Source organism: Bifidobacterium panos (genome assembly GCF_012932445.1).
Taxonomy (GTDB): Bacteria; Actinomycetota; Actinomycetes; order Actinomycetales; family Bifidobacteriaceae; genus Bifidobacterium; species Bifidobacterium panos.
In genome coordinates, this window is record NZ_JAAIIJ010000002.1 from 1 (window position 1) to 24,814 (window position 24,814).

Sequence of the window (24,814 nt, forward strand, 5' to 3'; positions counted from 1 at the left end):
AGGCCCGGGGGTCCGCTGGGAAGCACGGGGACGCGCAAGGGGGACAGGAGTGACCAGAACGATGCCGAGCCCGTGTGGGGAGACTACCAACCAGTAAGCGTGCCGGCCACCTCGGACGGCCGGTTGTCTGGGGGTGAGCCAACTCTAGCGAAGACCGCGCGGTCGCGCGGGGCGAGCGGCTCCTCGCCACGTTCCACCACGATGTCGGCGAAGAAGCGGTTCAGCGCCTGCGTTTCCTGGGCGTGTGGGTCGGTGGCGGCCGTGCCGGAAAAGATGCCGCGCAGCATCCAGCGCGGGCCGTCCACGCCGACAATGCGGGTGGTCACCGCCTTGCCACCCTTGACGGAGACAGGCAGGCTGATTTCCGTGCCGAACACGCCGTCGGCGGCTTTGGCCTTGGTGTTGGATTCCAGGAAGTCCTCGCGCAGATCCCCCCACAGCCCAAGCGTTTTGGGTGCCGCATATGCTTCGACCTCAAGGCTGGAGTTCTTATAAGTGATGGTGGCGCCAAGCACGGCCCCCGTGGAACGGTTCGCTTTGATTCTCAGCTCGATCTGCTTCATGAACGGCAGATAGTAGGCACCAAGATCGAGATATTCGTCGTAATCGGGCACGTCCTCGTCGTCCACGTCCCAAGGGCCTCGGGTTTCGCCGCGCCCTTCGTAGCTGCTGGAGGCTTGTGGCAGCGCCTCGGCTGCGGTTTGCTCGGCGATTTCGCTGTCTTCCTTGGCGGCGGCGTTCGCGGCTTCGGCGGCTTTCACATCCTCATCCTGCACCTGTGCGTCGCGTTGCTTCTTCTTACCGAATCCGAATAGTCCCATTGGTTCCTCATTTGTCGATTTGTCGTACGTGCATAACCGTGACCAGCCTAGCACCTAGATATGCGAACGCCGGGCGCGACTGTCTGCAAATTCTCTTAAAATCAGCCCGCTTATATGTCGTAGGTGATGCTCACAGGGGCATGATCCGACCACCGGGTGTCATAGGACGAAGCTTTGTCGATGCTGAAACCCTGCGCCGTTGCGGCCAAGCCGGGCGTGGCGAACTGGTAGTCGAGACGCCAGCCGACGTTGTTGTCAAAAGCACGCCCGCGCTGGCTCCACCAGGTGTACGGCCCCTGCACCTCGCCTGCGAGTTGGCGCATCACATCCACGAAGCGATATTCCCCCAGCCACTTGTCGATATAGACACGCTCTTCAGGCAGGAATCCGGCGTGCGTTTCGTTCGCCTTGGCGTTCTTGATGTCGAGCGGCGTGTGGGCGATATTGAAATCACCGCACAGCACGGCTTGCCTGCCGCCGTCTGCCGCTTCGTCGCGCAATTGCCCCAATCGCACGAGCATGGTGTCGAGAAAGCGGTATTTTTGCCCCATTTTCACCGGGTCGTCGGCGTTGCCGGCATGCACGTACACGCACGCCACTGTCAGCTCAGCGCCGGACGGGGTGGTAATGTCCGTCTCGATCCATCGACCAGAATCCACGTCCTCATCGAGGCCGGGCAAACCGTAACGCTTGCCCGTCACCTTGAGGTTGGTGAGCAATCCCACGCCGGCGCGCCCCTTGACGCGGCACACCTCGTTGACGCGGGTGAGTTCGCCTTGGTCGGCAATGGCACCGGCGGTGGCATATTCGAAGGCGAACTCGTCAAAGATCGGGTCGATCTCCTCTTGTGGGGCGCGCACCTCCTGCATGCACCAGACGTTCGGCGTATGCTCCCCCGCCCATGTCTCGATGCCCTTACGTTTGGCCGCGCGAATGCCGTTGACATTCGATGTGGTGATGGTGATGGTCATGTGGTTTATCCTACACAACCTCGCCCGTCAGTCGAGGCCGAGCTGGAGCTTGCCTCCGGGAATGGCGTCGAGCAAATCGCGGGTATATTGCATCTTCGGATGGTCGAACACCTCATCGGTGGTGGCGTGCTCCACAAGCTTGCCGTGCTGCATCACCACGACTTCATCCGCGATTTGGCGCACCACGGCCAGATCGTGCGTGATGAACAGATAGCTCAGGTTCTTCTCGGCTTGCAAATCGTTGAGCAGGCGCAACACCTGATCCTGCACCAGCACATCCAGCGCGGACACCGCCTCGTCGCATACGATCACGTCCGGATCCAACGCCATAGCGCGCGCAATGGCGATGCGCTGACGCTGTCCACCGGACAGCTCGTTCGGATAGCGCTGCATGACGGATTTGGGCAGTTCCACCATATCGAGCAGTTCGCTCACACGGGCGACGCGGCTCTTTTTGTCGCCGATACCGTGGATGCGCAACGGCTCCTCGATGGAACGGAAAATCGAATACATTGGGTCGAGCGAACCGTAGGGGTTCTGGAACACCGGCTGCACGTGACGGCGGAAGTCCAGCAACCGCTTGCCCTTGAACTCGCTGATGTTCTGCCCCTCGTAGGTGACGGTACCATCGGTGGGATCGAGCAGTTTCAACACCATGTTCGCCACGGTGGACTTGCCGGAGCCGGACTCGCCCACGATGGCCAATGTGGAGCCGCGTTTGACGCTGAACGAGACGTCGTCAACGGCTTTGAACATTTCCTTCTTGCGCGGCAGTTTGAATTCGCGGGTCAGGTGGCTCACTTCGATAATCGCATCACTGTGTTCGAGCTTGTCCTCACCCACGACACGGTGTTCGAGCAACGCGTTCGCGTCCTGACCGCGTTCTTTGGCGGAGATGATGCGATGCGAGGCAAGCGAGGGAGCCGCAGCCACCAACCGCTTGGTGTAGGGGTGCTGCGGGTGCTGGAGCACTTCGAGAGACGGGCCGGATTCGACGACCTGCCCCTTGTACATCACCACGATATGCTGGGCGCGCTCGGCGGCAAGTCCCAGATCGTGGGTGATGAAGAGCACGGCGGTGCCCAGCGAATCGGTGAGCATGTGCAGATGGTCGAGAATCTTCTTCTGCACGGTGACGTCCAGCGCGGAGGTCGGCTCGTCGGCGATCAGCAGATCGGGACGGCAGGCCAGACCGATGGCGATCAGCGCGCGCTGGCGCATGCCGCCGGAGAATTCGTGCGGGAACTGGCGTGCGCGGGTGGCCGCGTCTGGCAAGCCGGCTTCGGACAGCAATCCGGCAATGCGATCGTCCATGGTGGAGCCGGTGACGTGGCTCTTGGCGATGGCCCATGCCTTGTCGGCGTTCACTCCGGCCTTGATCAGGTCGTCGGCCACACGCCAACGGGTTTCGGAACCGGGCACCCATTCCTCGGTGAAATAAGCCATTGAGCGCTCGGCTGTCTCGCCGGTGAGCCCGGCCTCGGCAATGGCGGCTTTGGCGGCTTCAAGCAGTGCCGGCAGTTCCGTCGAACCGATGAACGTCTCGTCGTCGCTATCGTTGAGCTTCACCTCATCGCCGGCAAGCGCCGTGGCCAAGGCGGAGCGCTTCTCGTGCGCCACGTCCATGTTGTTGGCCTTGAGCGCCTCTTTGACCTGGGTGCCGATGCGCCACACGGGGTTGAGGTTGCTCATCGGGTCTTGCGGCACCAAGCCCATGGCAGAGCCGCGCAGCTTGTCGAAATCCTTCTGCTTCAAGCCCACCAGTTCCTGGCCGTTGAGCTTGATGGAGCCGCCCACCACATGGCCGGTGCCAGGCAGCAAGCCCAGCACGCTCATGGCCGAGGTGGACTTGCCAGAACCGGATTCGCCCACGATGGCGACCCACTGGCCGGGATAGACCGAGAAGGAGGCGTCTCGCACCGCGTGCACGGCACGCTTGTCGTCGGTGGTGAAATCGATGGCGAGATTCTTGACTTCAAGCAGCGGGCCACGTTCTTTCTGCATGGCGACGAGCTTGGATTCGTTGTTTTCCATAATGTTCGATTCCTCTCCGGCTCAGGCAGTGCGGCTCTTCGGGTCGAGCGCGTCCTTCATGGCGTCGCCCATCATGATGAACGACAGCACGGTGATGGCCAGCGCCGCGGACGGATAGAACAGCACCATCGGGTTGGTCATCAGGTTGGTCTGCGCCTCGGAAATGTCTCCGCCCCAGCTGACGGTGGTGGTTGGCAAACCGACGCCGAGGAAGCTCAAGGTGGCTTCGAGCACGATATAGGTGGCCAGCGAAGTGGTGCCAATCACGATGATGGGTGCCAGGGAGTTCGGCAGGATATGGCGGAACAGGTTGCGGCTCGGTGACGAACCGAGCGCCGTGGAGGCGGTGTTGAACTCAAGGTTCTTCGTCTCCAACACGGCACCGCGTGCGATGCGGGCCGTGCTGGTCCAACCGAACAGGGCCATGACGAGCACGATCTTCCAGATCGAGCCGTTGGTCTTGAACATCTGCAGCACCACAATGGCACCGAGCAGAATCGGCAAAGCCAGGAAGATATCCGTCACACGGCTGAGCAGCGAGTCAAGCCAGCCACCGAAGAAGCCGGCGAGGGCACCGATGAGGGTGCCAATCAACACCACGAGTATCGTGGCGGCAAGGCCGACGCTCAGTGAGGTGCGGGTGCCGTACACCACGCGGGTATACACGTCGCACCCTTGGAAGTCGAAGCCGAAGGGGTGCCCCGGCGACGGCTTGCCCAACGAGTTTTCCAACACGCAGTAGTTCGGGTCCTGCTTGGTGAACAGGGTCGGGAACAGCGCCACGATCACGATGAACATGATAAGCAGGCCGGACACGATGAACAGCGGGTTGCGGCGCAACGTGCGCCACGCATCCGTCCACAGGCTGCTGGCGGGAGCGGATTCGTCGACGTTGTCGACATCCTGCAACGGAGTCTCGTCAAGCGGGGCGACGTAACGCTCCTGACCGGGAAGGGTGGTCATATCAGTCATTTCGTTCTCCTTTCCCAATCAGGCGTAACGGATACGCGGATCAAGAGCCGCGTACAACAAATCGACGATAAGATTGCACACCACGAAAATCAGCATCAACAGCGTCACGATGGATACCACCAGATTGCCTTCGCCTTTCAGAATGCTCTGGTAGGTCAGCCAGCCGACACCGTGGATGTTGAAGATGGTTTCCGAAATCATCGCGCCGCCCATCAGCGCGGCGATGTCCTGGCCAAGATAAGTCACCACGGGAATCAGGGAGTTGCGCAGCACGTGGCGCAGCATGACCTGACCGTTGCTCATGCCTTTGGCGCGTGCCGTGCGCACGTAATCCTCGGCGATGTTCGAGGAGATTTCGGCGCGGGTCAGGCGGATGATGTAGGCCATCGACACCGAGCCGAGCACCATCGCAGGCATCAGCAAGTCGATGAAGCCCGGATTGCTGCCGGCCGTCACCGGCAAGATGCTCCACTTGATGCCGAACAGGTATTGGCAAAGGAAGCCGGTGACGAACGTGGGCACGGAAATCAGCAGCAACGAAACCAGCAGAATCACGGTGTCGTACCACTTGCCCTTCTTCAGGCCGGAAATCACGCCGAAAATCACGCCGAAAATCGCCTCGAACACGAACGCCATCAACGCCAGCCTGATGGTGACGGGGAATGCGCGGGCGATTTCGTCGATGACGGGCTGGCCGGCGAAGGTCTGCCCGAAATCAAGAGTCAGTGCGTTCTTGAGAAAAATGAAATACTGAACGATGAATGGTTTGTCCAGATGATATTCCGCGCGAATCTGAGCCGCAACCGCCTGATTGACCGGCTTGTCGCCGAACATCGCCTTGACCGGGTCTCCGGGCAATGCGAAGACGAGGGCATACACCAGCAGCGTCGTACCAAGAACCACGGGGATCACCTGCAGCACGCGGCGCAGAAGATACTTGCCCATAGACTTCTCCTTGTCCCATGACCACTGCCGCATAACGGGGGAATAAAGACACCCGTAGGCATGGTCAACAAATACGCCTGACAGTTTACCGCAAGACTTGACCAACAAATGTTACGTACCGCATATCGAATTACGCACCGCATATCAAGCAGCGGGGCCGTGCGATAACAAAAGGGCGAAAGCCGAAGCCTTCGCCCTTATGCGACCTAGTGCGCAGATCAACTCACTGCTTGCTCATCTCTGCATAGGTCGGCAGGTTCTGCCAGTTCATTGCAAAACCGCTCTTGATGTTCTTGGAGGCGACGCCGTGAGTGTTCGCGTAATAGAGCGGGATTGCCGGCAGCTGCTCAAGCAGGATTTCCTCAGCCTGCTGGTAGAGCTTGTTGGCGGCATCGGTGTCGGTGGTGGCATACGCTTCGTCGAGCAACTTGTCGAAGTCGGCGTTCTTGTAGTCACCATCGTTCGAGCCATTGCCGTCGGCGGCCTTGGAATCGAAGATCTGGAACAGGTAGTTCTCGGCGGACGGATAGTCGGGCTGCCAGCCGGTGCGGAAGGCGCCGCTGATCTTGCGATCGGTGACGGCCTCACGGTACTCGTTGAAGGTCGGCATCGGATTGGTGGCGGCCACTTCGGTGCCCAGAACGTTGTTGATGGAGTTCACCACGGCCTTGTAGATCGACTCGTGGCCACCGTCGGCATTGTAGGAGAAGGTGAGCTGACCATCGAACTTGGAGATGGCGTCGGCCTTCTGCCACAGTTCCTTCGCCTTGGAGGCGTCGTACTTGAGGTTGTCAACGCCCTTGAGATCCGTGGAGTAGCCCGGGGTCAGCGGGGAGGTGAAGTCGGTGGGGGCAGTGCCGACACCGGAAAGCACCTTGTCGATGATGGAGGAGCGGTCGATGGCCATGGAGATGGCCTGACGACGCAGCTGGCCTTCCTCGGTGTTGGTCTGGAAGTGCTCAAGGCTGGAGGGAATGGTGAAGGTCTGAATCACGGAACCGGCCTCGTTGTAGGCCTGCACCTTGCTGTCGGACTGGAACGTCTTGGTGTTGGCGGCCGGGACGGTCTCCATCACGTCGAGGTTGCCGGCCTGCACATCGGCATAGGCGGCAGTGTCGGAGGTGTAGATCTTGAAGGTCACACCGTCGTTCTTGGCCGAACGGTTGCCCTTGTAATCGCTGTTCTTGACCAGGGCGATTTCCGAGTTGTGGGTCCAGTGGTCGAACACATACGCGCCGCTGCAGCCGTCCTTCGGGTTCTCACCGAAGGCCGTGGGATCCTTGAAGAAGGAGTCGGGCAGCGGGGCGAAAGCGGTGTAGCCCACCTTGACGGGGAACACGGAATCAGGCTGGCTCAGGGTGACGGTGAAAGTCTGGTCGTCCACGACCTTCAGGCCGGACAACTGCTCGTCGCCGCTCAGGCCGTCCTTCTGCAGGTCTTCATAGCCGGCAATGGTGTTGAAGAAGGAGGAGCACAGCATGGCGTTCTTGGAGTTGGCCACGTAGCTCCAAGCCTTGGTGAAGTTTTCGGCCTTGACGGTGTCACCGTTGGCGAACTTCCAGTCCTTGAGCTTGATGGTGTATTCGGTGGAATCGGCGTTCGGAGTGATGGACTCCGCGATTTCATTGGAGGGGTTGCCCTTGGCGTCGAAGGACACCAGACGCGCGAACATCAGGTCTGCGGGCTTGCCGCCACCGGTCTCGTTGATGTTGCCCGGAATGAAGGTCTTTTGGGGCTCGGAAGCGTAGGCGGTGATGATATTGCTGGAAGCGCTGCTGGAGGAGCTGCTGGACGAGCCACAACCAGACAGCATCATTGCAGCGGCGCACACTGCGGCGGCCGCGGCGAATGCTTTCTTCTTCATGAATGATTCTCCTAATTTCCTATACGGACGCGGGTTCGCGCCCAATCAGGCAAAAGAAACCGACCAGGCGCATGCAATACACCCGTTAGCCTCTCCGCTGATTCGCCCCCCCATTGTGCCGCACGTCGCAGACAGGGCGTCATTCCCCCGTAACAATCCGTTAAGATTGCGCACATCGTGCCGTTACGCGCCATGCAAGTCATATCTAGGCCTCGCCTTCTGAGCGGGAAAGCGATTCCTTTTATATGTTGTCTGTCAGCCGGCAAGGGGCGGAGGGCACATCCCGCTCACGCGCGGGGGAAAGCCTGGCCGTAACGCGACTTGAGCTGCTCGATGGAGACGTGGGTGTATCGTTGCGTGGTTTTCAGCGACGAATGCCCCAGCATCTCCTGCACCTCGCGCAAGTCCGCTCCACCGTCGAGCAGATGCGTGGCGGCGGAATGGCGCAGCGCGTGCGGGCTGATGTCGGGCACGCCGGCTTCGCGCGCCGCGCGGTGCACTACCTCGCGTGCCACACGCTGGTCGAGACGGCTTCCATGGACGCCAAGGAACAAAGCGGCGCCCGCCGGTGCCGGGCGCGGCTGAGGGTGGTTGGCGAGGGACGAGCCTTGTGAGCGGGCGGCCAACAGCTGTGGTCTGCCCCGCTCGACCCACACTTCGAGCGCGTGCATGGCCGGCACGCCGAACGGCACCACGCGCTGTTTGTCGCCTTTGCCGGTGACCTTGACGGTGCGCCCCGCGAAATCGACGTCGCCCACATCCAGACCCACCAGTTCAGCCACGCGAATGCCGGTGGCATACAGCAGTTCGAGAATGGCCGCGTCGCGCAAATGAACAGGATCGGATTGCGCAGCGGCAGCCTCGCCTTCGGCGTTCATCAGCTGACTGGCCTGTGCCTCGGTCAATACGGCGGGCAATGTGTTCGGACTCTTCGGCGTCATCAATGTGGCGGCCGGGTTCGCGCCCATCACGCCATGCTCATGCGCCCAAGCGAAGAAGCCGCGCACGGCCACCGTTTTGCGTGCCATGCTGCTGCGCGCATGCGTACGCGATTCGATGCCCATCCATCCGCGCAAATCATCGAGCGTCACCTCGTCGAGACTCCGTATTCCCTGTTCCCACAGGCACTCCAAGCAGGCACTCACATCACTGCGATACGCCTTCAGCGTATGTTCGCTCAAGCCACGGTTCGCCTTGAGATAATCAAGGAATGCATCAAGCTGCGCAGCGAACGCGATATCGGCCATATTCCCAAAGCCTACTCGACCTGACCCCCTGATAGACCAGACAAATTATTTTAGGCGAATCGCCGATAACGCATCGAGAGAATTCTGATAAACTAGCTATTTTAAGTAAATCGCCGATAATGCATCGAGGGAATATGGCACGACACAGCGCACGTAACCTGCGGCGGAACACCACGCATGACGAAGCCGTGGTGGCTCGCGCAATCGATCTGACGAAGACCTACGGCGAGCGCGACGCGCAGGTGATGGCGCTCAACCATGTCAGCGTCGAGTTCGTGCGCGGCGAGATGACGGCCATCATGGGGCCTTCCGGCTCGGGCAAGTCCACGCTGATGCATTGCATGGCCGGGCTGGACTCCCCCACATCCGGGCGCGTGATCGTCGAGGATCTTGAGGTGTCGTCGATGAACCAGCGCCAGCTCACGCGCCTGCGCCGCGAACAAATCGGCTTCATCTTCCAGTCGTTCAATCTGGTGCCTACGCTGTCGGCGGAAGAGAACATCCTGCTGCCGTTGCAGATCGCCAAGAAGCCGATTGACCGCGCATGGTTCGACAAGATCGTGGATGTGGTGGGTTTGCGCGAGCGTTTGAACCACCGTCCCAGCCAGCTGTCGGGCGGTCAGCAGCAGCGCGTCGCCTGTGCACGTGCGCTGATGGCCCGGCCCAGCGTGATTTTCGCCGACGAGCCGACAGGCAATCTCGATTCACGTTCCAGCCGCGAGGTGCTGGGCTTTCTGAAGAGTTCCGTGCGCGATTACGATCAGACCATCGTGATGGTGACGCACGACCCGCGTGCGGCCTCCTACGCCGACCGCGTGCTGGTGCTGGCGGATGGCAGGATTACGCAGGATTTACATCATCCCAGCTATGAGCAGATCCTTGAGGTGTTTGCCGGTGATGAAGATCAGGTCGACGGGGAAGAAACAGCAAAAACAGCGGGAACGGCAAAAATAGAAGAGACAGCAGAAGCACTCGCCCGCACCCAAGATGATGCGGCGGCACCGCACCCCGCTCAGGAAGGCAGGGAAGTCGAGGAAGCCAGGGAAACCCGCGAATCCCAAGACGCTGGCTTGAAAGTGCCCGACCTGCCGGACATTCCCGGCATGGTGTTCAACACGGAGCATGACGCATGATTCGCGTCGGACTGCGCGACGCGCGCGCCCATTTTTCGCGCTTCATCATGTCGATTATCGCCATCGCGCTCGGCGTGAGCTTCGTGGTCGGTTCGTTCTGTTTCCGCGAGATGCTCAACAATCAGGTCGATCAGATGATGGGATCGAACGCCGACCACGACGTGTATGTGCGTGGCTCCCAAGAGCAGAAGAGCGACGACGACTCGGATTCATCCTCCATCAGCCTGTCGACGACCACGAATACATACAACGACATCGACACCTCGTTGGTTGACACCATCAAAGGCGTCGACGGCGTGGAGTCCGCCGCGATTACGACCTCCACTTCGGGCGTGCTCACACTGGTCGCCAAGGACGGCAACGCCGTGGCCACGATGGGCAGCCCCACGATATCGGTGGGCTTGTCCGAGGGCACGTGGCGTTCGGCGCAGCTGACGGACGGGCGCTATCCGGAAAACCGCAACGAGATCGCCTTGCATTCCTTCGCCGCCGAACAGTCCGATTTGAAGGTGGGAGACACCACGACGCTCGTCTATCCTTCCGGCCCCGAGACAGTCGAGGTGGTGGGCGTCTTCACTACCGATAGTTCGCAGGCGGGAGCGATCATCATCGGGTTGGCACCGAAAGTCGAAGAGGAACTCTATCAGCAGAATTCCGGCACCAACGGTCAAGTGAAATACATCGGCGTATATGGTTCGGCCAACCACGGAGAGCCGCTGAGCGAAGAACAGCAGCAGGAGCTGGCGGATCGCATCAACAAGGTGTTGCCCGCCGACGCGAAGGCCACAGCCATCACCGGCGACGAATTGCGCGACGAAAACTCGAAATCGACCAAGGAAATGCTCGGCTTCATCCAGCCGCTGATTCTCATCTTCGCCGTCATCGCGCTGTTTGTGGGCTCGTTCATCATCGCCAACACCTTCTCGATGATTGTGCGCGAATCGATGCGCGGCTACGCTCTGTTGCGTTCGGTGGGCGCCTCCAGCGCACAGGTGTTCTCCACGGTAATCATCCAGGCGCTGTTGCTCGGCGCTGTCGGTTCCGGTGCGGGCATCGGATTGGGTTGGGGCATGGTCAAGCTCATTTCGTGGGGCATGGCCGAAATGGGTGTGCCGCTGAGCGGTTCGGTGAGCCCCCGCGTGACCGACATGATTGTGGGGCTTATTGTCGGCGTGGTGGTCACGCTGATCGGCGCAACCCTGCCCGCACGCCGCGCGGCGCTGGCTCCGCCGATTCAGGCGATGAACGAGACGGTGAACCCCGAGCCTTCCGTGGTGCCGCGAGCCATCATCGGCGTGGTGCTGATGGCAATCGGCTCGCTTTCGTGGCTGCTCTGCTGGCGTATCGCCGTTGCGGACGGCGACCCGACCCCTTGGGAGGCGGTGAACTCGCTGGGCGAGAGGCTCGGTACCGGCTGGACGCTGGCCCTTGGCGCCGCGTTTGTGGTCATCGGCATGATTGTGACGGCACCGGCCTTGGTCAAACCGACAAGCGCGGTGCTTGGATGGCTCCCCTCGCTGGTTTTCCCGGTGTCCGGGCGGCTGGCCGCGCGCAATCTCGTGCGACAGAAGCGACGCACGGCGAACACCGCGGCGGCGCTGTTCGTCGGCGTGGCGATTGTCAGCTGCCTTGGTGTGGTGGCCTCTTCGGTGAAAGCCTCGGTGTCCGGCATTGTGGACAACGGGTTGAAATCCGATCTCATTGTCATGTCGAACAGCGGGCAGATTCCCGACAATGCCATCGATAAAATCGAGCAGGTCGAAGGCGTCAAGTCGGTGTCGTGCAATCGTATGCTGCTGGGCATCACCTTCGATGGCGAAAGCGTGCTCTCGACCTTCGCCGAACAGCCCTCGCTGTTCTCGGACGTGTTCGAACCCGTCACCGAAGCCGGCGACCCGGATAATGCGTTGAGAAGCGGACAACTGGTGGTGGGCGAAGCCATCGCCGAGGAGCACGGCTGGAAGGTCGGCGACGAGATAACGGTCGCGGGCAAGAAAATCAGCATCGACGAAGAGGCCACCGCCAAAGCGCAAGCCGACTATCAGGCTCAAATACAGGCACAGATCCAAGCTTTGCAAACCGAAGCACAGCAACTGACGCTCAAAGGCGATACGGCCGGCGCCCAGAAGAAGGCCAGCGAAGCGCAACAGGTGGCCGACGACGCGCAGCATGTCGACCCATCCACACTGGTCAAGATGGAAGAAACAGAGACCCACGAGACGATGACTGTCGGGGCGATCATCTCCAATTCGTTCTACCGCAACGTCGTCTTTATGAACGACGAGCAGGCCGGCAAACTCGCCAACAAGCAGACCATGTACACTGTCACGGCGTATGTCACCGCGAAGCCAAACGCGGACACGACGGCCATGCGCAAGAACATGATCGAGGAAGTTAAGTCGTTCTATGTGCTGTCGGTGATGGATCGCGAGGAATACAAGTCAACGATAGGCTCGATAGTCGATCAGGTGCTGATGATCCTGTATGCCTTGCTCGCCCTGTCCATCGTGATTGCGGTTTTCGGCATCGTCAACACCCTGGCGCTGAGCGTGTCCGAACGCACACGCGAAATCGGGTTGTTGCGCGCCATCGGCACGTCAAAGGCGAAGATTCGAGGCATGTTGGCCATCGAAGCGTCTTTGATTTCGATATTGGGAACCTTGCTGGGCCTGGCGGTCGGCGTGGCCGCGGGTGCCGTCATCCAGAAGGCGTTTCAAGCGGATGGTTTGGAAAACCTAGCGATTCCTTGGAGCCAGTTGGGCTTGTTCCTGTTGGTCTCGATTCTGGTCGGAGTGGTTGCCTCCCTACCGCCAGCGCATCGCGCGCTCAAGGCGCCGGTATTGGATGCCATCACGACGGAATGAGCCGGTTATGCCATTGCCGAATCGGATACCTGCGGGCGCACGCATCGTGGTGCGCGTGAGCGAAGGGGTCGACCCCGCTGACGGGCGAACCAAATTCCGCGATTATGTGGGTCATGTGCGTTCCTGGGACGGCCATACGCTGGAACTGACGCGCGACGCCGCCGCCAACGGTTCGCGCCCCGCCCAGCACGTCACCATCGACGCCTCCACCATCGTGCGCCTCAAGCCCGTACCGGAGCGACGCACAGCGCGGTAGGCTGCGACTGAGGGTGGCACCACCGAACACGTGTTCGGTGGTGCCACCCTCAGTCACGCATCCGCGCGGACAGCTCACGGCCGACGGACGCCCAAGGCGTCGGCCAGCGCGTTCGCGGTGTCCTTGGTCATAACCGCGGTGCCACCGGTCACGTAAGCCTTGGATACCTTGCCCTTGAAACCTTTCGAGTAGGACACCGCAGGACTCGAGGCATCGGACACCAACAGCACCGGCGCCTTGTTACGACCGGCCAAGGGGCTGGACACCAAGGCATCCGGGTAGTTTCCGCCATACGCGTACACCACGCCATCCATGCTCAAGCCGTTCTTCTGCGTCCACTTGGCGATATTCACACTCGTCTCATACCGCGTCTGCCCAGCCAGGCGAATCATGCCGGGCAAACCGGACACATACTTGGCGGGCACAGCCTGCACACCGCCCACCACAACCACACGCTTGAACTTAGACAGCGCCGCGCGCTGCTTGGCAGTCAGGCCGGTAGCGGGATCGCACAGGAACACCGGCGCCTTGCCAGCGTATGCATACGAGCTCACACTCAACGCATCCGCATAACCCGCGCCCGACGACACAATCGCAGTCGAACCCCACGACTTACCACCCTGCTCATAAAGCAAATACGACGTATCGTAGCGCGTCTGGCCACCCAAACGGGTCACACTCGACGCATACGACTTCAACTGCGACGCCACATCATCGGACACCGCACTCACACCACCCACAATGATGATCCTCGAAGGATTCAAACGCTTAAGCTGCGCGGCAGTCTGCGAGGGCAAGCCGTTCGATTCGGTCAACACAATCGGAGCGTCCAACACGCCGGACAGACCCGAGGCGGACAAAGCATCCGGGTAGTTCGCGCCACTGGCCACAATCACCGTCTTCGCGGTACCCGAATACGCCTGGGAAACGACCCTGCCCATCGTGTCATACCGGGTATCGCCGGACAAGCGGATCATCTGGCCCTGCGACTGCGACTGTGTCCACTGCGCATACAAGGTCACCGTGCCATTGGCCGTCGCGGTCAGGTTCTTCACCGACTGCTTGTCCTTATACGCCGTACCCCTGCCATCAGCCTTCGTATTCCAACCAGCAAACGAATAACCCGTACGCTTGAACGCATTCGCCCTCAGATTCTGAGCCACGTTGTACGTGAACCGCTGATCCGCCATCGAACCAGAACCACCGTTCGCATTGAACTTCACCGTATACGAATTCGCCGTCCACTGCGCATACAAGGTCACCGTGCCGTTGGCCGTGGCCGTCAGGTTCTTCACCGACTGCTTATCCTTATACGCCGTACCCCTGCCATCAGCCTTCGTATTCCAACCCGTGAACGTGTAACCCGAGCGGGTGAACGCATTCGCCCTCAGATTCTGAGCCACGTTGTACGTGAACCGCTGATCCGCCATCGAACCGGTGCCACCATTCGCATTGAACTTCACCGTATACTTCACGTTCGTGTCCGCATTCGCCTTCCACTGCGCAAACAAGGTCACCGTGCCATTGGCCTCCGCGGTCAGGTTCTTCACCGACTCCTTGTCCTTATACGCAGTGCCCTTACCATCAGCCTTCGTATTCCAACCAGCAAACGTATAACCCGCGCGGGTGAACGCGTTTGCAGTCAGATTCTGAGCCGCATCATACGTGAACGACTGATCACCCATCGTGCCAGAGCCACCATTCGACTTGAACGACACCTTGTACGTAATCGGCGCATAATCCGCAACATACGTGGCCGCCGTACTCGCGGGAACCTCGGACGGAGCATACGCCACACCCGTGGATATGTCTTTCCACTTCGCCGTGTAACCGGTCTTCGCCGGCGCATACGGAGCCTCAAGACCGCAATCGGCACCAGACCGCTTGAAATTCGCACCCAACTTCAACTCCTGAAGCTTGGAAAGCCCTGCAAGCATGTCAGTGCTGTTCGTCTTCAGACCCGCATGGAACTTCGACACATCCAACGATGTCAACGACGAACAACCAGAGAACATGCTGGACATGTTCGTCACGTTCGACGTGTTGAACTTCGACACATCCAACGATGTCAACGACGAACAACCAGAGAACATGCCGGACATGCTCCCCACCTTCGACGTATCGAAACTCGACGACAACGACAATGATTTCAACGACGAACAACCAGAGAACATGCCGGGCATGCCCGTCACCTTCGACGTGTTGAACTTCGACACATCCAACGATGTCAACGACGAACAATCAGAGAACATGTAGCCCATGTTCGTCACGTTCGACGTATCGAAACTCGACGGCAACGACAACGATTCCAACGACGAACAACCAGAGAACATGCTGAGCATGTTCGTCACGTTCGACGTGTTGAACTTCGACACATCCAACGATGTCAACGACGAACAACCAGAGAACATGCCGGGCATGCCCGTCACCCTCGACGTATCGAAACTCGACGGCAACGACAACGATTCCAACGACGAACAGTTATAGAACATCATGGACATGCTCGTCACGTTCGACGTATCGAAACTCGACGGCAACGACAACGACGACAACTTGGAACAGTTATAGAACATGAAAACCATGCTCTTCACGTTCGACGTATCGAAACTCGACGGCAACGACAACGATTCCAACGACGAACAGTATTGGAACATGCCGTACATATCCGTCACCTTCGACGTATCGAAACTCGACGGCAACGTCAACGACGACAACTTGGAACAGTTATAGAACATGCAGAGCATGCTCGTCACCTTCGACGTAACGAAACTCGACGGCAACGACAACGATTTCAACGACGAACAACCAGAGAACATCATGGACATGTCCGTCACGTTGGACGTGTCAATCTGATCGAGGCCGACGAAACCGGTAAACCCGCTGAAATCCATGAACAGACCGGACGAATTGCCCGGGAACTTGGGATATACGCCGTCCGCGCCGTACACCACATCCCACATGCCATCGGCGGCCTTGGTCGCGCAAGCATACACGGAATCATCCGCCGTGGCGGAGTCGCCGGTGCCGGTGCTGTCGCTGTTGCCTGCGCCAGCGTCCCAACAAGTCTTTTCCCTGGAGGCAGTGGGCTTGATTTTTTCAAACGTGATGGTGCGAATCTGAGCCTTGTCGAGACTGCCATCAAGGATAACGCCAGCGGCATTGCCCCCACTGACATTGAGCAACATGCCCGACCCCGTCCCGGTTTGAACCGACTCAGCCGCCTCAACTTGAGCCGGCTCGGCAATCTTAGCTGTCTCGGTCGTCTCTTCGGCCTGGGCGGGGATGGCCCCCGTGGGGCACAGTACGGCCATCAAGGCAACCGCCAACAGACACGCCAGCAACCTCACGAACATACCACGGCGCACGACCGACACCTTGACTGATGCACGTCTCATCATCATTCAACTCCTTCAAGTCGACTTCTCCTACCAACGACATCGAGGAAACGACCGCACCGTTTCCTCCAACCGTCGGGAAACCGGGAACAGGCCCCGCGGCGGCCGCCATTGGCCGACCTTGGGCGCACGAAAACCCAATCAGCATCAAAATCTCCCCCCCCAGAGACGGGGAGACCCGCGGAAATAAGCCGAAAAGCGTGCCATTCCGGGGAACACCGATGGAAGGTCTGGCGTGTTGAAAATGACGTTTTAGAGAATTGGGAACAGTGATATGCACACTCGCAATTACATTGCCTTGGGAGTGCTGATGCGGGCTGTCCGGTCATCGAGGAAACCGGTGAGGGCTTCGCCGCGGCGGGCGGATTGCAGTAGAGCTTGCTGCCAGCCTTGCGGTGGGATGGGCAGGTTGCGCGTCTCGACCCCGTTGCCGTTCGCCTTGTAGTCGCGGAACGGCTGGCCTTCGGCGAAGAACGACTTGATGGCGTCTGCGTCGCCGTCGCGCAGATTGTCCGCCACGACGGTCAGGCGCGAGGCCATGTGGCGCAAGAGATGCTCGACGTTGGCGGCGTCCTCGTCGACCATCGCCCGCGTGCGGTTGGGGTCGGTCAGCGCCACGCGTGTCATGTCGCGCCATGAACCGGCGGCGAGCGCGGCGGCGATATTGCGGTTCTCGTCACCGACCAGCTCGTTGATCAACGCAGTCGCCACCACATGAGGCATGTGACTGATCATGGCGGCACAGCTGTCATGGGTGTCATCGTCCAGCACAATCAGACGGTTGCCCACATTGTCGGCAACCAATCGCGCCACGGCAAGAAAACGCCGATATTCGGTGCGTTCGTCCACGGTGAGCGCCCACAGGGCATTGTCATACAGCGCCGGGTTGGCGGCTTGCCAGCCGGACAGTTCGTTGCCCGCCATCGGGTGTGCACCGACATAGCACTCCCCCAGCCCGGCCTCAGCCACCTGCGCACGCACTTCGGCCTTGACGCTGCCCACGTCGGTGAGGGTGATATCGGGGTGTGCGTTGAGCAGCGGTTTAAGGGAATGCAACATATCCGGCATGGCCTTCAACGGATTGCACAGCACCAGTACGTCCGGTTCGGCATCCACCAGCCCATCCAATGCGGGCACGCAATGAATGCCCTCGGCTTCGGCCTGAGCATACGGGTGCGGGCGATGGTTCCACGCCGTCACCTCGACTCCGCGGGCAGCCAGTCGCCGCGCCAGCGAGCCGCCAATCAAGCCAAGCCCGGCAATCGCAACCTTTTCTACCACAACAGTTCCCTCCCCACGCGTTGGCCGGCTTGCCAGCCCTCTTCCAGATGCGTGGCGTCGAGCCGCACGCCGCCCGAGGGAAGCATCCACGAATCCACCGGAGGGTTCGGGTGTTCCCTGCGCGGATAGACCGCGACGGTTTTCACCCAGTCGCCATGCTCGGCCACCTGCGTGATCATGTCACGGAAACGCGGCTCCCAAGCGGCCGCATCCACGGTGGCGATGAAACTGTAAGTGCCGTCATGCCCTTTGATGGGACGTGAGATGAGGCTGGTCATATTGAGCCCCGCGTCGCGCACCACGTCCAGCAGATCAGCCACCACTCCGGGGCCGGTGGCCAGCGGGATGAACACGACAATGGTTTCAAACTCGGCTTGCTTGGCTTGCTTGGATTGCTTGGATTGCGCGGAGAGGGCCCTCACTTCGTCACGCGGCGCGACGACGAGGAACTCCGTGCGCGCGCCGGTAAAATCCTGCACTTGCCTGGCCACTGTTTCAAGCCCATAGAGCTCGCCGCAGATGCTCGGGCCCAACGCCACCTGCCCGTCGTTCAGGTCACGGCACGCCGCCGCGTTCGAAGAGGCGGGAACGGCTCGCAAATGATGTTGTTCGATAAAGCGCTTGCACTGCGCCAAACCGTGCGGGTGTGCGCAAACTTCGCACCCATCGATGTCTTGTTGCACCCCCGACTTGACGAATGCATCGAACGCAACATCGATGCCGACGCGGGCGAAACCGGCGGCATCATCGGCGTCGATCAGCGCATCGAGATTCGGCATCACATAGCCTTCAACGTTGTTTTCCCACGCAATGACGCCCCACGAGTCGCCCGATTCGACCACATGCATGATGGAGGGCACATCGGGTGCGGCTTCAAGTCGCGGCTGCGCCACGCCATATTCGCGCACCAGCTGGTCGGCTGCTTGCAGCGCGGCCTGATGGGTGAACGTGCCTTGGGGACCCAGATAGGTGAGCTTCGGTTGACTCATAGGCAACACTGTAGCGCTCGACCGCTACCGCAGCGGCGGCTCAGTCGTCGGCCGGCGTATCTGGCGATTCGTCGATTCGCGGCGGAATGACGAACCATGCACGAGGCAACACAAGCAGAACCACCTGCACCGCGATTAAGCCATACAGCCAGATGTACCCCGCGTGCCGGCTGAAAAAGGGCATGGCCGAAGTGAAACCAACCGGAACGAGCACATCGCCGGCGGCACCACCGATAGCCAGCCCCCACGCGACAATCGACGAGGCGATCAAGTGCAGCGCCAAGCCGGAAACTCCCAGCCGGGCGCGAGCGCACCACGCCGACAGCCCCAGAATCACGAACGCCAGCACCAGCCCATAGGGAATATTCGCCGAGGCACCCATGCGATGCGCCAGCGTGCCGACGAACCCGCTGCCGGCACCCGCCAGCACCGTCACGCTCACCTGCACGAACACATTCTGCCGATGCGACCACGGCATCAACTTGCGATCCCTTTCATCAGAACTCATACCCCAAACTCTACCCCGTCATCTGCGAAAAGCACCTTGGCCCCCGCAGGCGGGGGCTGTCGCGCGCAGGCGCGACTGGGGGTGGTCGCACACAGTAACATCGTTCATGTAGTGCCTTCATTACACCACGAACAAAGGAGTTCACTTTGCCGATTCCCTACAACGCGTCAAACGTTTCTCTGGCACGTAATTTACGCAAGAAAATGACACTTTGGGAGCGTAAACTCTGGTTCGGGTTCTTAAAAAATCACCCATTACGATGGCAACGCCAAAAACCTATTCTGAACTATATAGTGGATTTTTATTGTGCCGAGGCAAAACTGGCACTTGAGTTGGATGGCAGCGAACACCACTACCCGTCAAAGCAACTGGACGACGATGAGCGTACAAGAGCCATCGAATCCATTGGCATAACAGTATGTAGATTCGCAAACAACGAAATCGACAAACACTTCGTGTCGGTATGCGATGAAATTAACCGTTTGGTGGGTGAGTGTGCGGCTAACAAAGCAACCAACCACCCTCAGTCAGCCTTTGGCTGACAGCTCCCGCCAGCGGGAGCCCCCGCTGGGGTTTCACCCAGCGGGGCAACATCACGGCGATTTAGTTGTTTTGGGCGTTTTGGCGGCGCTGCTTGGCGCGCCACTTGTACCAGTCGTCGCGCTTGAGGATAATCTTGCGCACGCGGATGGCTTCGGGGGTCACTTCGACGCACTCGTCCTCATTGGCGAAATCCAACGACTCCTCAAGACTCATCCTGATTGGCGGCGTCAAGGTTTCCAGCACATCGGCGGTGGCGGAGCGCATGTTGGTCATGTGCTTGGCCAGCGTGATGTTCACATCCAGCTCGTCGGGCTTGTTGTTCACGCCCACGACCTGACCTTCGTACACGGGCGACTGCGGCTCGACGAAGAAGTTGCCGCGCGCCTGCAAGCGCTGCATGGCATAAGGGGTGGCCACGCCTTGGCGGTCGCACACCATCGAGCCATTCTGGCGGATGGTGATTGCGCCGGCCCACGGGGCGTATCCAGCCGAAAGGGACGAGGAGATGCCGGTGCCGCGCGTGGCGGACAGCAGCGCCGTTCTGAAGCCGATCAGACCGCGCGACGGCACGGTGAACTGCAAGCGCACCCAGCCGGAGCCGTGGTTGGTCATATTGTCCATGCGGCCCTTGCGATCGGCCATGAGCTGGGTGACGGTGCCCATGTATTCCTCGGGCACGTCGATGGTGGTGTTTTCCATCGGCTCGTTGATCACGCCGTCGACTTTCTTGGTGACCACTTGCGGGCGGCCCACGGTCAGCTCGTAGCCCTCGCGGCGCATCTGCTCGGCGAGCACGGCCAGCGCGAGTTCACCGCGACCCTGCACTTCCCAAGCGTCCGGACGTTCGGTGGGCAGCACCTTGATGGACACGTTGCCGATGAGCTCGCGGTCGAGACGATCCTTGATCATGCGAGCGGTGAGCTTGTGATCCTTGCCTTCGGTGCCGGCCAGCGGCGAATCGTTGATGCCGAAAGTCATGGAAATGGCCGGGTCGTCCACGTGGATGAGCGGCAGAGGCTTGGGGTCGGACGGGTCGACGATGGTCTCGCCGATCATGATGTCGCCCACGCCGGCGACGGCCACAATGTCTCCGGGGCCAGCGGACTCGACCGGAATGCGCTCCAAGCCTTGGGTGCGCAGCAGCTCGGAGACGCGGAAGTTCTCGATGGAACCATCCACGCGGCTCAGACCGTAGGTCTTGCCCTTCTGCAGATTGCCGTTGTAGATGCGCACGAGACCCAAGCGCCCGAGGAAGTCGGAGGAGTCGATGTTGGCGACGTGCGCCTGCAGCGGCGCGCCTTCCTCGTATTCGGGGGCGGGAATGTTGGCGATGATCGCCTCGAACAGGGGCTCCAGATCCTTGTTATTCGGCAAGCCGCCGTCTTCGGGCTGGTCGGTGGAGGCATATCCGGCCTTGGCGGCGCAGTAGATCACCGGCATTTCAAGCAGCTGGTCGAGATCGAGGTCGATGCCTTCATGCTGCACGTCGTCGGCCAGGCCGAGCAGCAAATCGGAGGTTTCGCCGACGACTTCCTCGATGCGCGCGTCAGGGCGATCCACCTTGTTCACGCACAGAATGACGGGCAGCTTGGCTTCCAAGGCCTTGCGCAGCACGAATCGCGTCTGCGGCAACGGGCCTTCGGAGGCGTCCACCAACAGCACCACGCCGTCGACCATCGAGATGCCGCGCTCGACCTCGCCGCCGAAATCGGCGTGGCCGGGGGTGTCGATGATGTTCAGGGTGATGCCTTCAGGGCAACCGTATTTCTCGGCCAGCGGGCCGGTGTATTGCACGGCGGTGTTCTTGGCGAGAATGGTGATGCCCTTCTCGCGCTCCAAGTCGTTGGAGTCCATCACGCGATCGGGCACTTCCTCACGCTCGTTGAACACATGGGACTGCTGAAGCATGGCATTGACCAGCGTGGTCTTGCCATGATCGACGTGAGCCACAATCGCCACATTACGGATGTCACCGCGAACCGCCATCGAAAACCTCTCTTAAGTGTCTTGCCATTGGAGCTTTGCAAACGCCGCAATCGGCGCATAAGCCGCAAACCGCACCAAGTCTAGCGACCTTGCCCGACACTAGTCGGTAAGTTCAAGGCCTTTGCGTTCAGGCAGACACAAGGCGGCGACGCAAGCCAGAACAAAAGCGAGGGCGAAGATGACGAAAGCGACGGACTTGTTACCGCCGGCAAGGGTGAGAAACCAGGGCACCAACAGCGGCGCGACGATGGCGGCCACGCGCCCGCACGCGGCGGCGGCACCGGCGGCAGCGGCGCGCAGACGGGTCGGATAAATCTCCGGCGTGACGGCATACAATACGCCCCACGCGCCGAGATTCGAGGCCGACAGCACCATGCCGAACACCAACACCAACGTCACGGAGGAGGCCTGCGAGAACGCGAAAGCGGCCGCGGCCGAGACGGCAAGGAATACGCTCAGTGTCTTGCGCCGTCCCCAGATTTCGACCAGCCATGCGGCGAGGAAATAGCCGGGAAGTTGCGCCAGAGAGATCACCAGCGTATATCCGAAAGATTTGGTCAGGCTGCCGAACTGGTCGGCCAGCAAACTTGGCATCCATGTGAATGCGCCGTAATAGGAGAAATTGACGAAGAACCATGTGCCCCAGATGGCGGCGGTGCGGGCGAGATATTCCCTACCAAACAGCTCTCTGGTGTTGATTTTCTCCAAAGGCCGGCCTTTCGGGGAGGCGACTGGAGCCACGCCGGAAGCAGCCTCGAAATAGCGCACGGCCTGCTCGGCCTCCTCTTCGCGCCCTTTGGCCTCAAGGAACCGCACGGATTCGGGGATGTGTACGCGCGTGACGATGGCATACAGCAGTGGCAACGCGCCGATGAGCAGCGCGTAACGCCAACCCCAATCGCCGGTGTTCGGAATTACGAAATAGCCGATGCAGGCGGCCACGATCCAACCGATGGCCCAGAAGGATTCCAACAGCACCGTCATGCGACCGCGTTGCTTGGTGGGCGAAAACTCAGAGACGAGCGTGGAGGCGACGGGCAGTTCCGCGCCAAGCCCCAAGCCAATCACCAGTCGTGCCGCCAGCAGCGCCGTCAGCGACCAACTGAACGCCATGCCGGCGTTGGCCAGGCCGAAGATGACCAACGTGGCCGAGAACACCGTCTTGCGCCCCACGCGGTCGGCCGCGTAGCCGCCCAGCGCGGCACCCACGGCCATGCCGATGAACCCGATGGAGAGCACCCAGCTTTTTTCGCTGGCGGTGAGATTGAAATGCGGGTCGGCGGCAATGGCAGCGACGACGAACGACACCAGGCCGACATCCATGGCGTCGAACGCCCAGCCGATGCCGGAGGCCACGAGCAGCTTCCTATGGGCCTTGTTGAACGGCAAGCGGTCAAGACGCTCGTTGCGCGTCAGTTGTCCATCGACGCCTGTGGTGGTTTCGGACATGATATTCCTCTCTCAATCATTGGCTATTGCAAGCCACGAAGAACCTTACAGCGCGGCTTCGTCGTTCTGCGATTGGCGGACGATGTCGCCCATGTCGGGCATGAACGGGGCGAGACTGGGCAACTGCTCAATGCTGTCAAGCCCCATGTTCTCCAGAAACAGCGGCGAGGTGACAAGCAAGGCGGCGCGCGACTCGGGGTCCACCCCGTCCTCGCGCACCAAACCACGCACCAAAAGCGAGCGCACCACGCCATCCGAGTTGACGCCGCGGATCGCGGCGATCTGCGCGCGGGTGACCGGCTGACGATACGCCACCACAGCCAAAGCCTCCAGCGCGGCCTGGCTCAGACGCGCCGTCTGCCCATCGGTGACGAATGTGGCCACCACCGGCTCGAACTCGGCGCGGTTCGCATATTGCCAGCCGCGAGCCGTGCAACGCAGCTCAAAGCCGCGCGACTGCCGCTCATAGCTTTCGCGCAACGCCGTCAATGCCTGCTCGACGGCGTCTTTGCCCACGGCGAGCACGCGAGCCAGATCGTCCACTTGCTGCGGTTGGTCGGCCACCATCAGAATCGCCTCAAGGCACGCGGCCAGCCCGCCGGGGAAATCCTCGACGGTGAAATCCACATATTCGGGGCGCACCTCGCCGCCCTGCCCAACGCCGCCATTCATGGGTTCGGCCATGTCGCCGCCTTTCACGCTCATGCGAAGTCGCCTTCCGTAATGGCCACGTCGCTCATCTCGTCGTCCACGCCGCTCACCCACCGCACATGCAACGGCTCATAGGGGCCGGACTGCTTGAACTGCACGACCCCCTGTTTGAAAAACGCCAGAATTGCAAGGAATCTGGCCACGATCTCGATGTTCTGTTTGGTATCGGCGGTCAACTCGGCGAAGGTGATCGACTTGCCCTCACCTAGCCCGCGCAACCGGGCGCGCACCAGCTTCGACTGCGCCTGCAAATCGACCAGCGGCACATGCAACTGGTGCACACTCACCTCGTCGGCGGGCGCATTGACGAACACCTGAGCCGCGAGAGCCGCCAACTCTTGCGGCCCGAGCGTCCAGACCAGTTCAGGCAGCATGGCCGACACCGATTCGTCCACCACACCGGGGTGAGGAAACCTGCCGGAATTGGCGGCAAGACGCGCGCGGAAATCGGCGGCGGCCTCCTTATATGCGCGGTATTGCACCAGTCTGGCGAACAGCAGGTCGCGCTCGCGCAACGCCTCCATGCTCTGCTCGTCGCGCTCGCCTGAAGCGTTGGAAGGCAGCAATGCCGCGCTTTTCGCCTCCACCAGAATCGAAGCGACATCGAGGAAGGCGCTGGCCTCGTCCATGTTCTCGTTGAAATCAAGCCCGCGCACATACACAAGAAACTCTTCGGTGATCGCGGACAGGGAAACCTCGGTCAGTTCCAGCTTCTTGTTGGCGATCATCGACAGCAACGCATCAAACGGCCCCGAATACACCTCCAGATCCACTGAAAAACGCGACGCGGAAATGCCTTCCTCCACCATGTCTGGACGCAATGGCGATCCGCCCGCCCGAACGGC

17 protein-coding genes and 2 pseudogenes are annotated in these 24,814 nt (G+C 60.6%); 4 read left to right on the plus strand and 15 right to left on the minus strand.

From position 1 onward, the window contains the following. Nucleotides 1–104: 104 nt before the first annotated feature. The 7 genes and pseudogenes from G1C94_RS00125 to G1C94_RS00155 all read right to left on the minus strand — a co-directional run. Nucleotides 105–821, minus strand: a pseudogene (locus G1C94_RS00125) (DUF3710 domain-containing protein); the annotation flags it as partial. Nucleotides 822–931: 110 nt separating this feature from the next. Further along, nucleotides 932–1,792 (minus strand): exodeoxyribonuclease III, encoded by an 861-nt coding sequence (locus G1C94_RS00130; protein WP_172143579.1) that lies wholly within the window; start codon nt 1,790–1,792, stop codon nt 932–934. A 27-nt stretch (nt 1,793–1,819) separates the two neighbouring features. Further along, entirely contained in the window at nt 1,820–3,826 is a 2,007-nt protein-coding gene (locus G1C94_RS00135) for a dipeptide ABC transporter ATP-binding protein (RefSeq protein ID WP_216656729.1), read from the minus strand. Between the two features lie 21 nt (nt 3,827–3,847). Beyond that, complete coding sequence (locus G1C94_RS00140) at nt 3,848–4,798, minus strand: ABC transporter permease (protein ID WP_172143581.1); 951 nt, start codon at nt 4,796–4,798, stop codon at nt 3,848–3,850. Nucleotides 4,799–4,816: 18 nt separating this feature from the next. Beyond that, complete coding sequence (locus tag G1C94_RS00145) at nt 4,817–5,743, minus strand: ABC transporter permease (RefSeq protein WP_172143583.1); 927 nt, start codon at nt 5,741–5,743, stop codon at nt 4,817–4,819. Between the two features lie 223 nt (nt 5,744–5,966). Then, entirely contained in the window at nt 5,967–7,607 is a 1,641-nt protein-coding gene (locus tag G1C94_RS00150; protein WP_172143585.1) for a peptide ABC transporter substrate-binding protein, read from the minus strand. 287 nt (nt 7,608–7,894) lie between these two features. After that, a complete protein-coding gene (locus G1C94_RS00155; protein ID WP_172143587.1) occupies nt 7,895–8,854 on the minus strand; it encodes a tyrosine recombinase XerC in 960 nt (319 codons plus the stop codon). Between the two features lie 134 nt (nt 8,855–8,988). Between G1C94_RS00155 and G1C94_RS00160 the strand changes: the two are divergent. From G1C94_RS00160 to G1C94_RS00170, 3 genes and pseudogenes are all read left to right on the plus strand, one after another. Continuing rightward, a pseudogene (locus G1C94_RS00160) lies at nt 8,989–9,792 on the plus strand (ABC transporter ATP-binding protein); the annotation flags it as partial. Between the two features lie 191 nt (nt 9,793–9,983). Further along, the gene (locus G1C94_RS00165) at nt 9,984–12,851 is read left to right on the plus strand and encodes an ABC transporter permease (protein WP_172143589.1); all 2,868 of its coding nucleotides are present in this window, start codon (nt 9,984–9,986) and stop codon (nt 12,849–12,851) included. A 7-nt stretch (nt 12,852–12,858) separates the two neighbouring features. Next, entirely contained in the window at nt 12,859–13,107 is a 249-nt protein-coding gene (locus tag G1C94_RS00170) for a DUF6725 family protein (protein ID WP_172143591.1), read from the plus strand. A 74-nt stretch (nt 13,108–13,181) separates the two neighbouring features. Here the strand turns inward: G1C94_RS00170 and G1C94_RS00175 are convergent, their stop codons facing one another. From G1C94_RS00175 to G1C94_RS00190, 4 genes are all read right to left on the minus strand, one after another. Then, complete coding sequence (locus G1C94_RS00175; protein ID WP_172143593.1) at nt 13,182–16,508, minus strand: BspA family leucine-rich repeat surface protein; 3,327 nt, start codon at nt 16,506–16,508, stop codon at nt 13,182–13,184. 282 nt (nt 16,509–16,790) lie between these two features. Next, a complete protein-coding gene (locus G1C94_RS00180) occupies nt 16,791–17,783 on the minus strand; it encodes a prephenate dehydrogenase (RefSeq protein WP_172143595.1) in 993 nt (330 codons plus the stop codon). After that, the gene (locus G1C94_RS00185; protein WP_172143597.1) at nt 17,777–18,772 is read right to left on the minus strand and encodes a prephenate dehydratase; all 996 of its coding nucleotides are present in this window, start codon (nt 18,770–18,772) and stop codon (nt 17,777–17,779) included. Before G1C94_RS00185 ends, G1C94_RS00180 begins: the two co-directional genes overlap by 7 nt. 40 nt (nt 18,773–18,812) lie before the next feature. Then, nucleotides 18,813–19,280, minus strand: a complete 468-nt coding sequence (locus tag G1C94_RS00190) for an alcohol dehydrogenase (RefSeq protein ID WP_172143599.1) — start codon at nt 19,278–19,280, stop codon at nt 18,813–18,815. Nucleotides 19,281–19,426: 146 nt separating this feature from the next. Between G1C94_RS00190 and G1C94_RS00195 the strand changes: the two genes are divergently transcribed. Next, on the plus strand, nt 19,427–19,822 hold the full coding sequence (locus tag G1C94_RS00195) for an endonuclease domain-containing protein (protein WP_216656731.1): 396 nt from the start codon (nt 19,427–19,429) through the stop codon (nt 19,820–19,822). A 61-nt stretch (nt 19,823–19,883) separates the two neighbouring features. On the opposite strand, the gene typA is transcribed toward G1C94_RS00195, so the two are convergent. From typA to G1C94_RS00215, 4 genes are all read right to left on the minus strand, one after another. Then, entirely contained in the window at nt 19,884–21,809 is a 1,926-nt protein-coding gene (typA, locus tag G1C94_RS00200; RefSeq protein WP_172143601.1) for a translational GTPase TypA, read from the minus strand. A 99-nt stretch (nt 21,810–21,908) separates the two neighbouring features. Continuing rightward, nucleotides 21,909–23,258: an MFS transporter gene (locus G1C94_RS00205; protein ID WP_172143602.1), complete on the minus strand. Its 1,350-nt coding sequence runs from the start codon at nt 23,256–23,258 to the stop codon at nt 21,909–21,911. A gap of 45 nt (nt 23,259–23,303) precedes the next feature. Continuing rightward, a complete protein-coding gene (gene scpB, locus G1C94_RS00210) occupies nt 23,304–23,930 on the minus strand; it encodes an SMC-Scp complex subunit ScpB (protein ID WP_253902250.1) in 627 nt (208 codons plus the stop codon). 29 nt (nt 23,931–23,959) lie between these two features. Next, nucleotides 23,960–24,778 carry a segregation and condensation protein A gene (locus G1C94_RS00215; protein WP_172143603.1) on the minus strand — a complete coding sequence of 273 codons (819 nt, stop codon included), beginning with the start codon at nt 24,776–24,778 and terminating at the stop codon, nt 23,960–23,962. Nucleotides 24,779–24,814 lie beyond the last annotated feature (36 nt).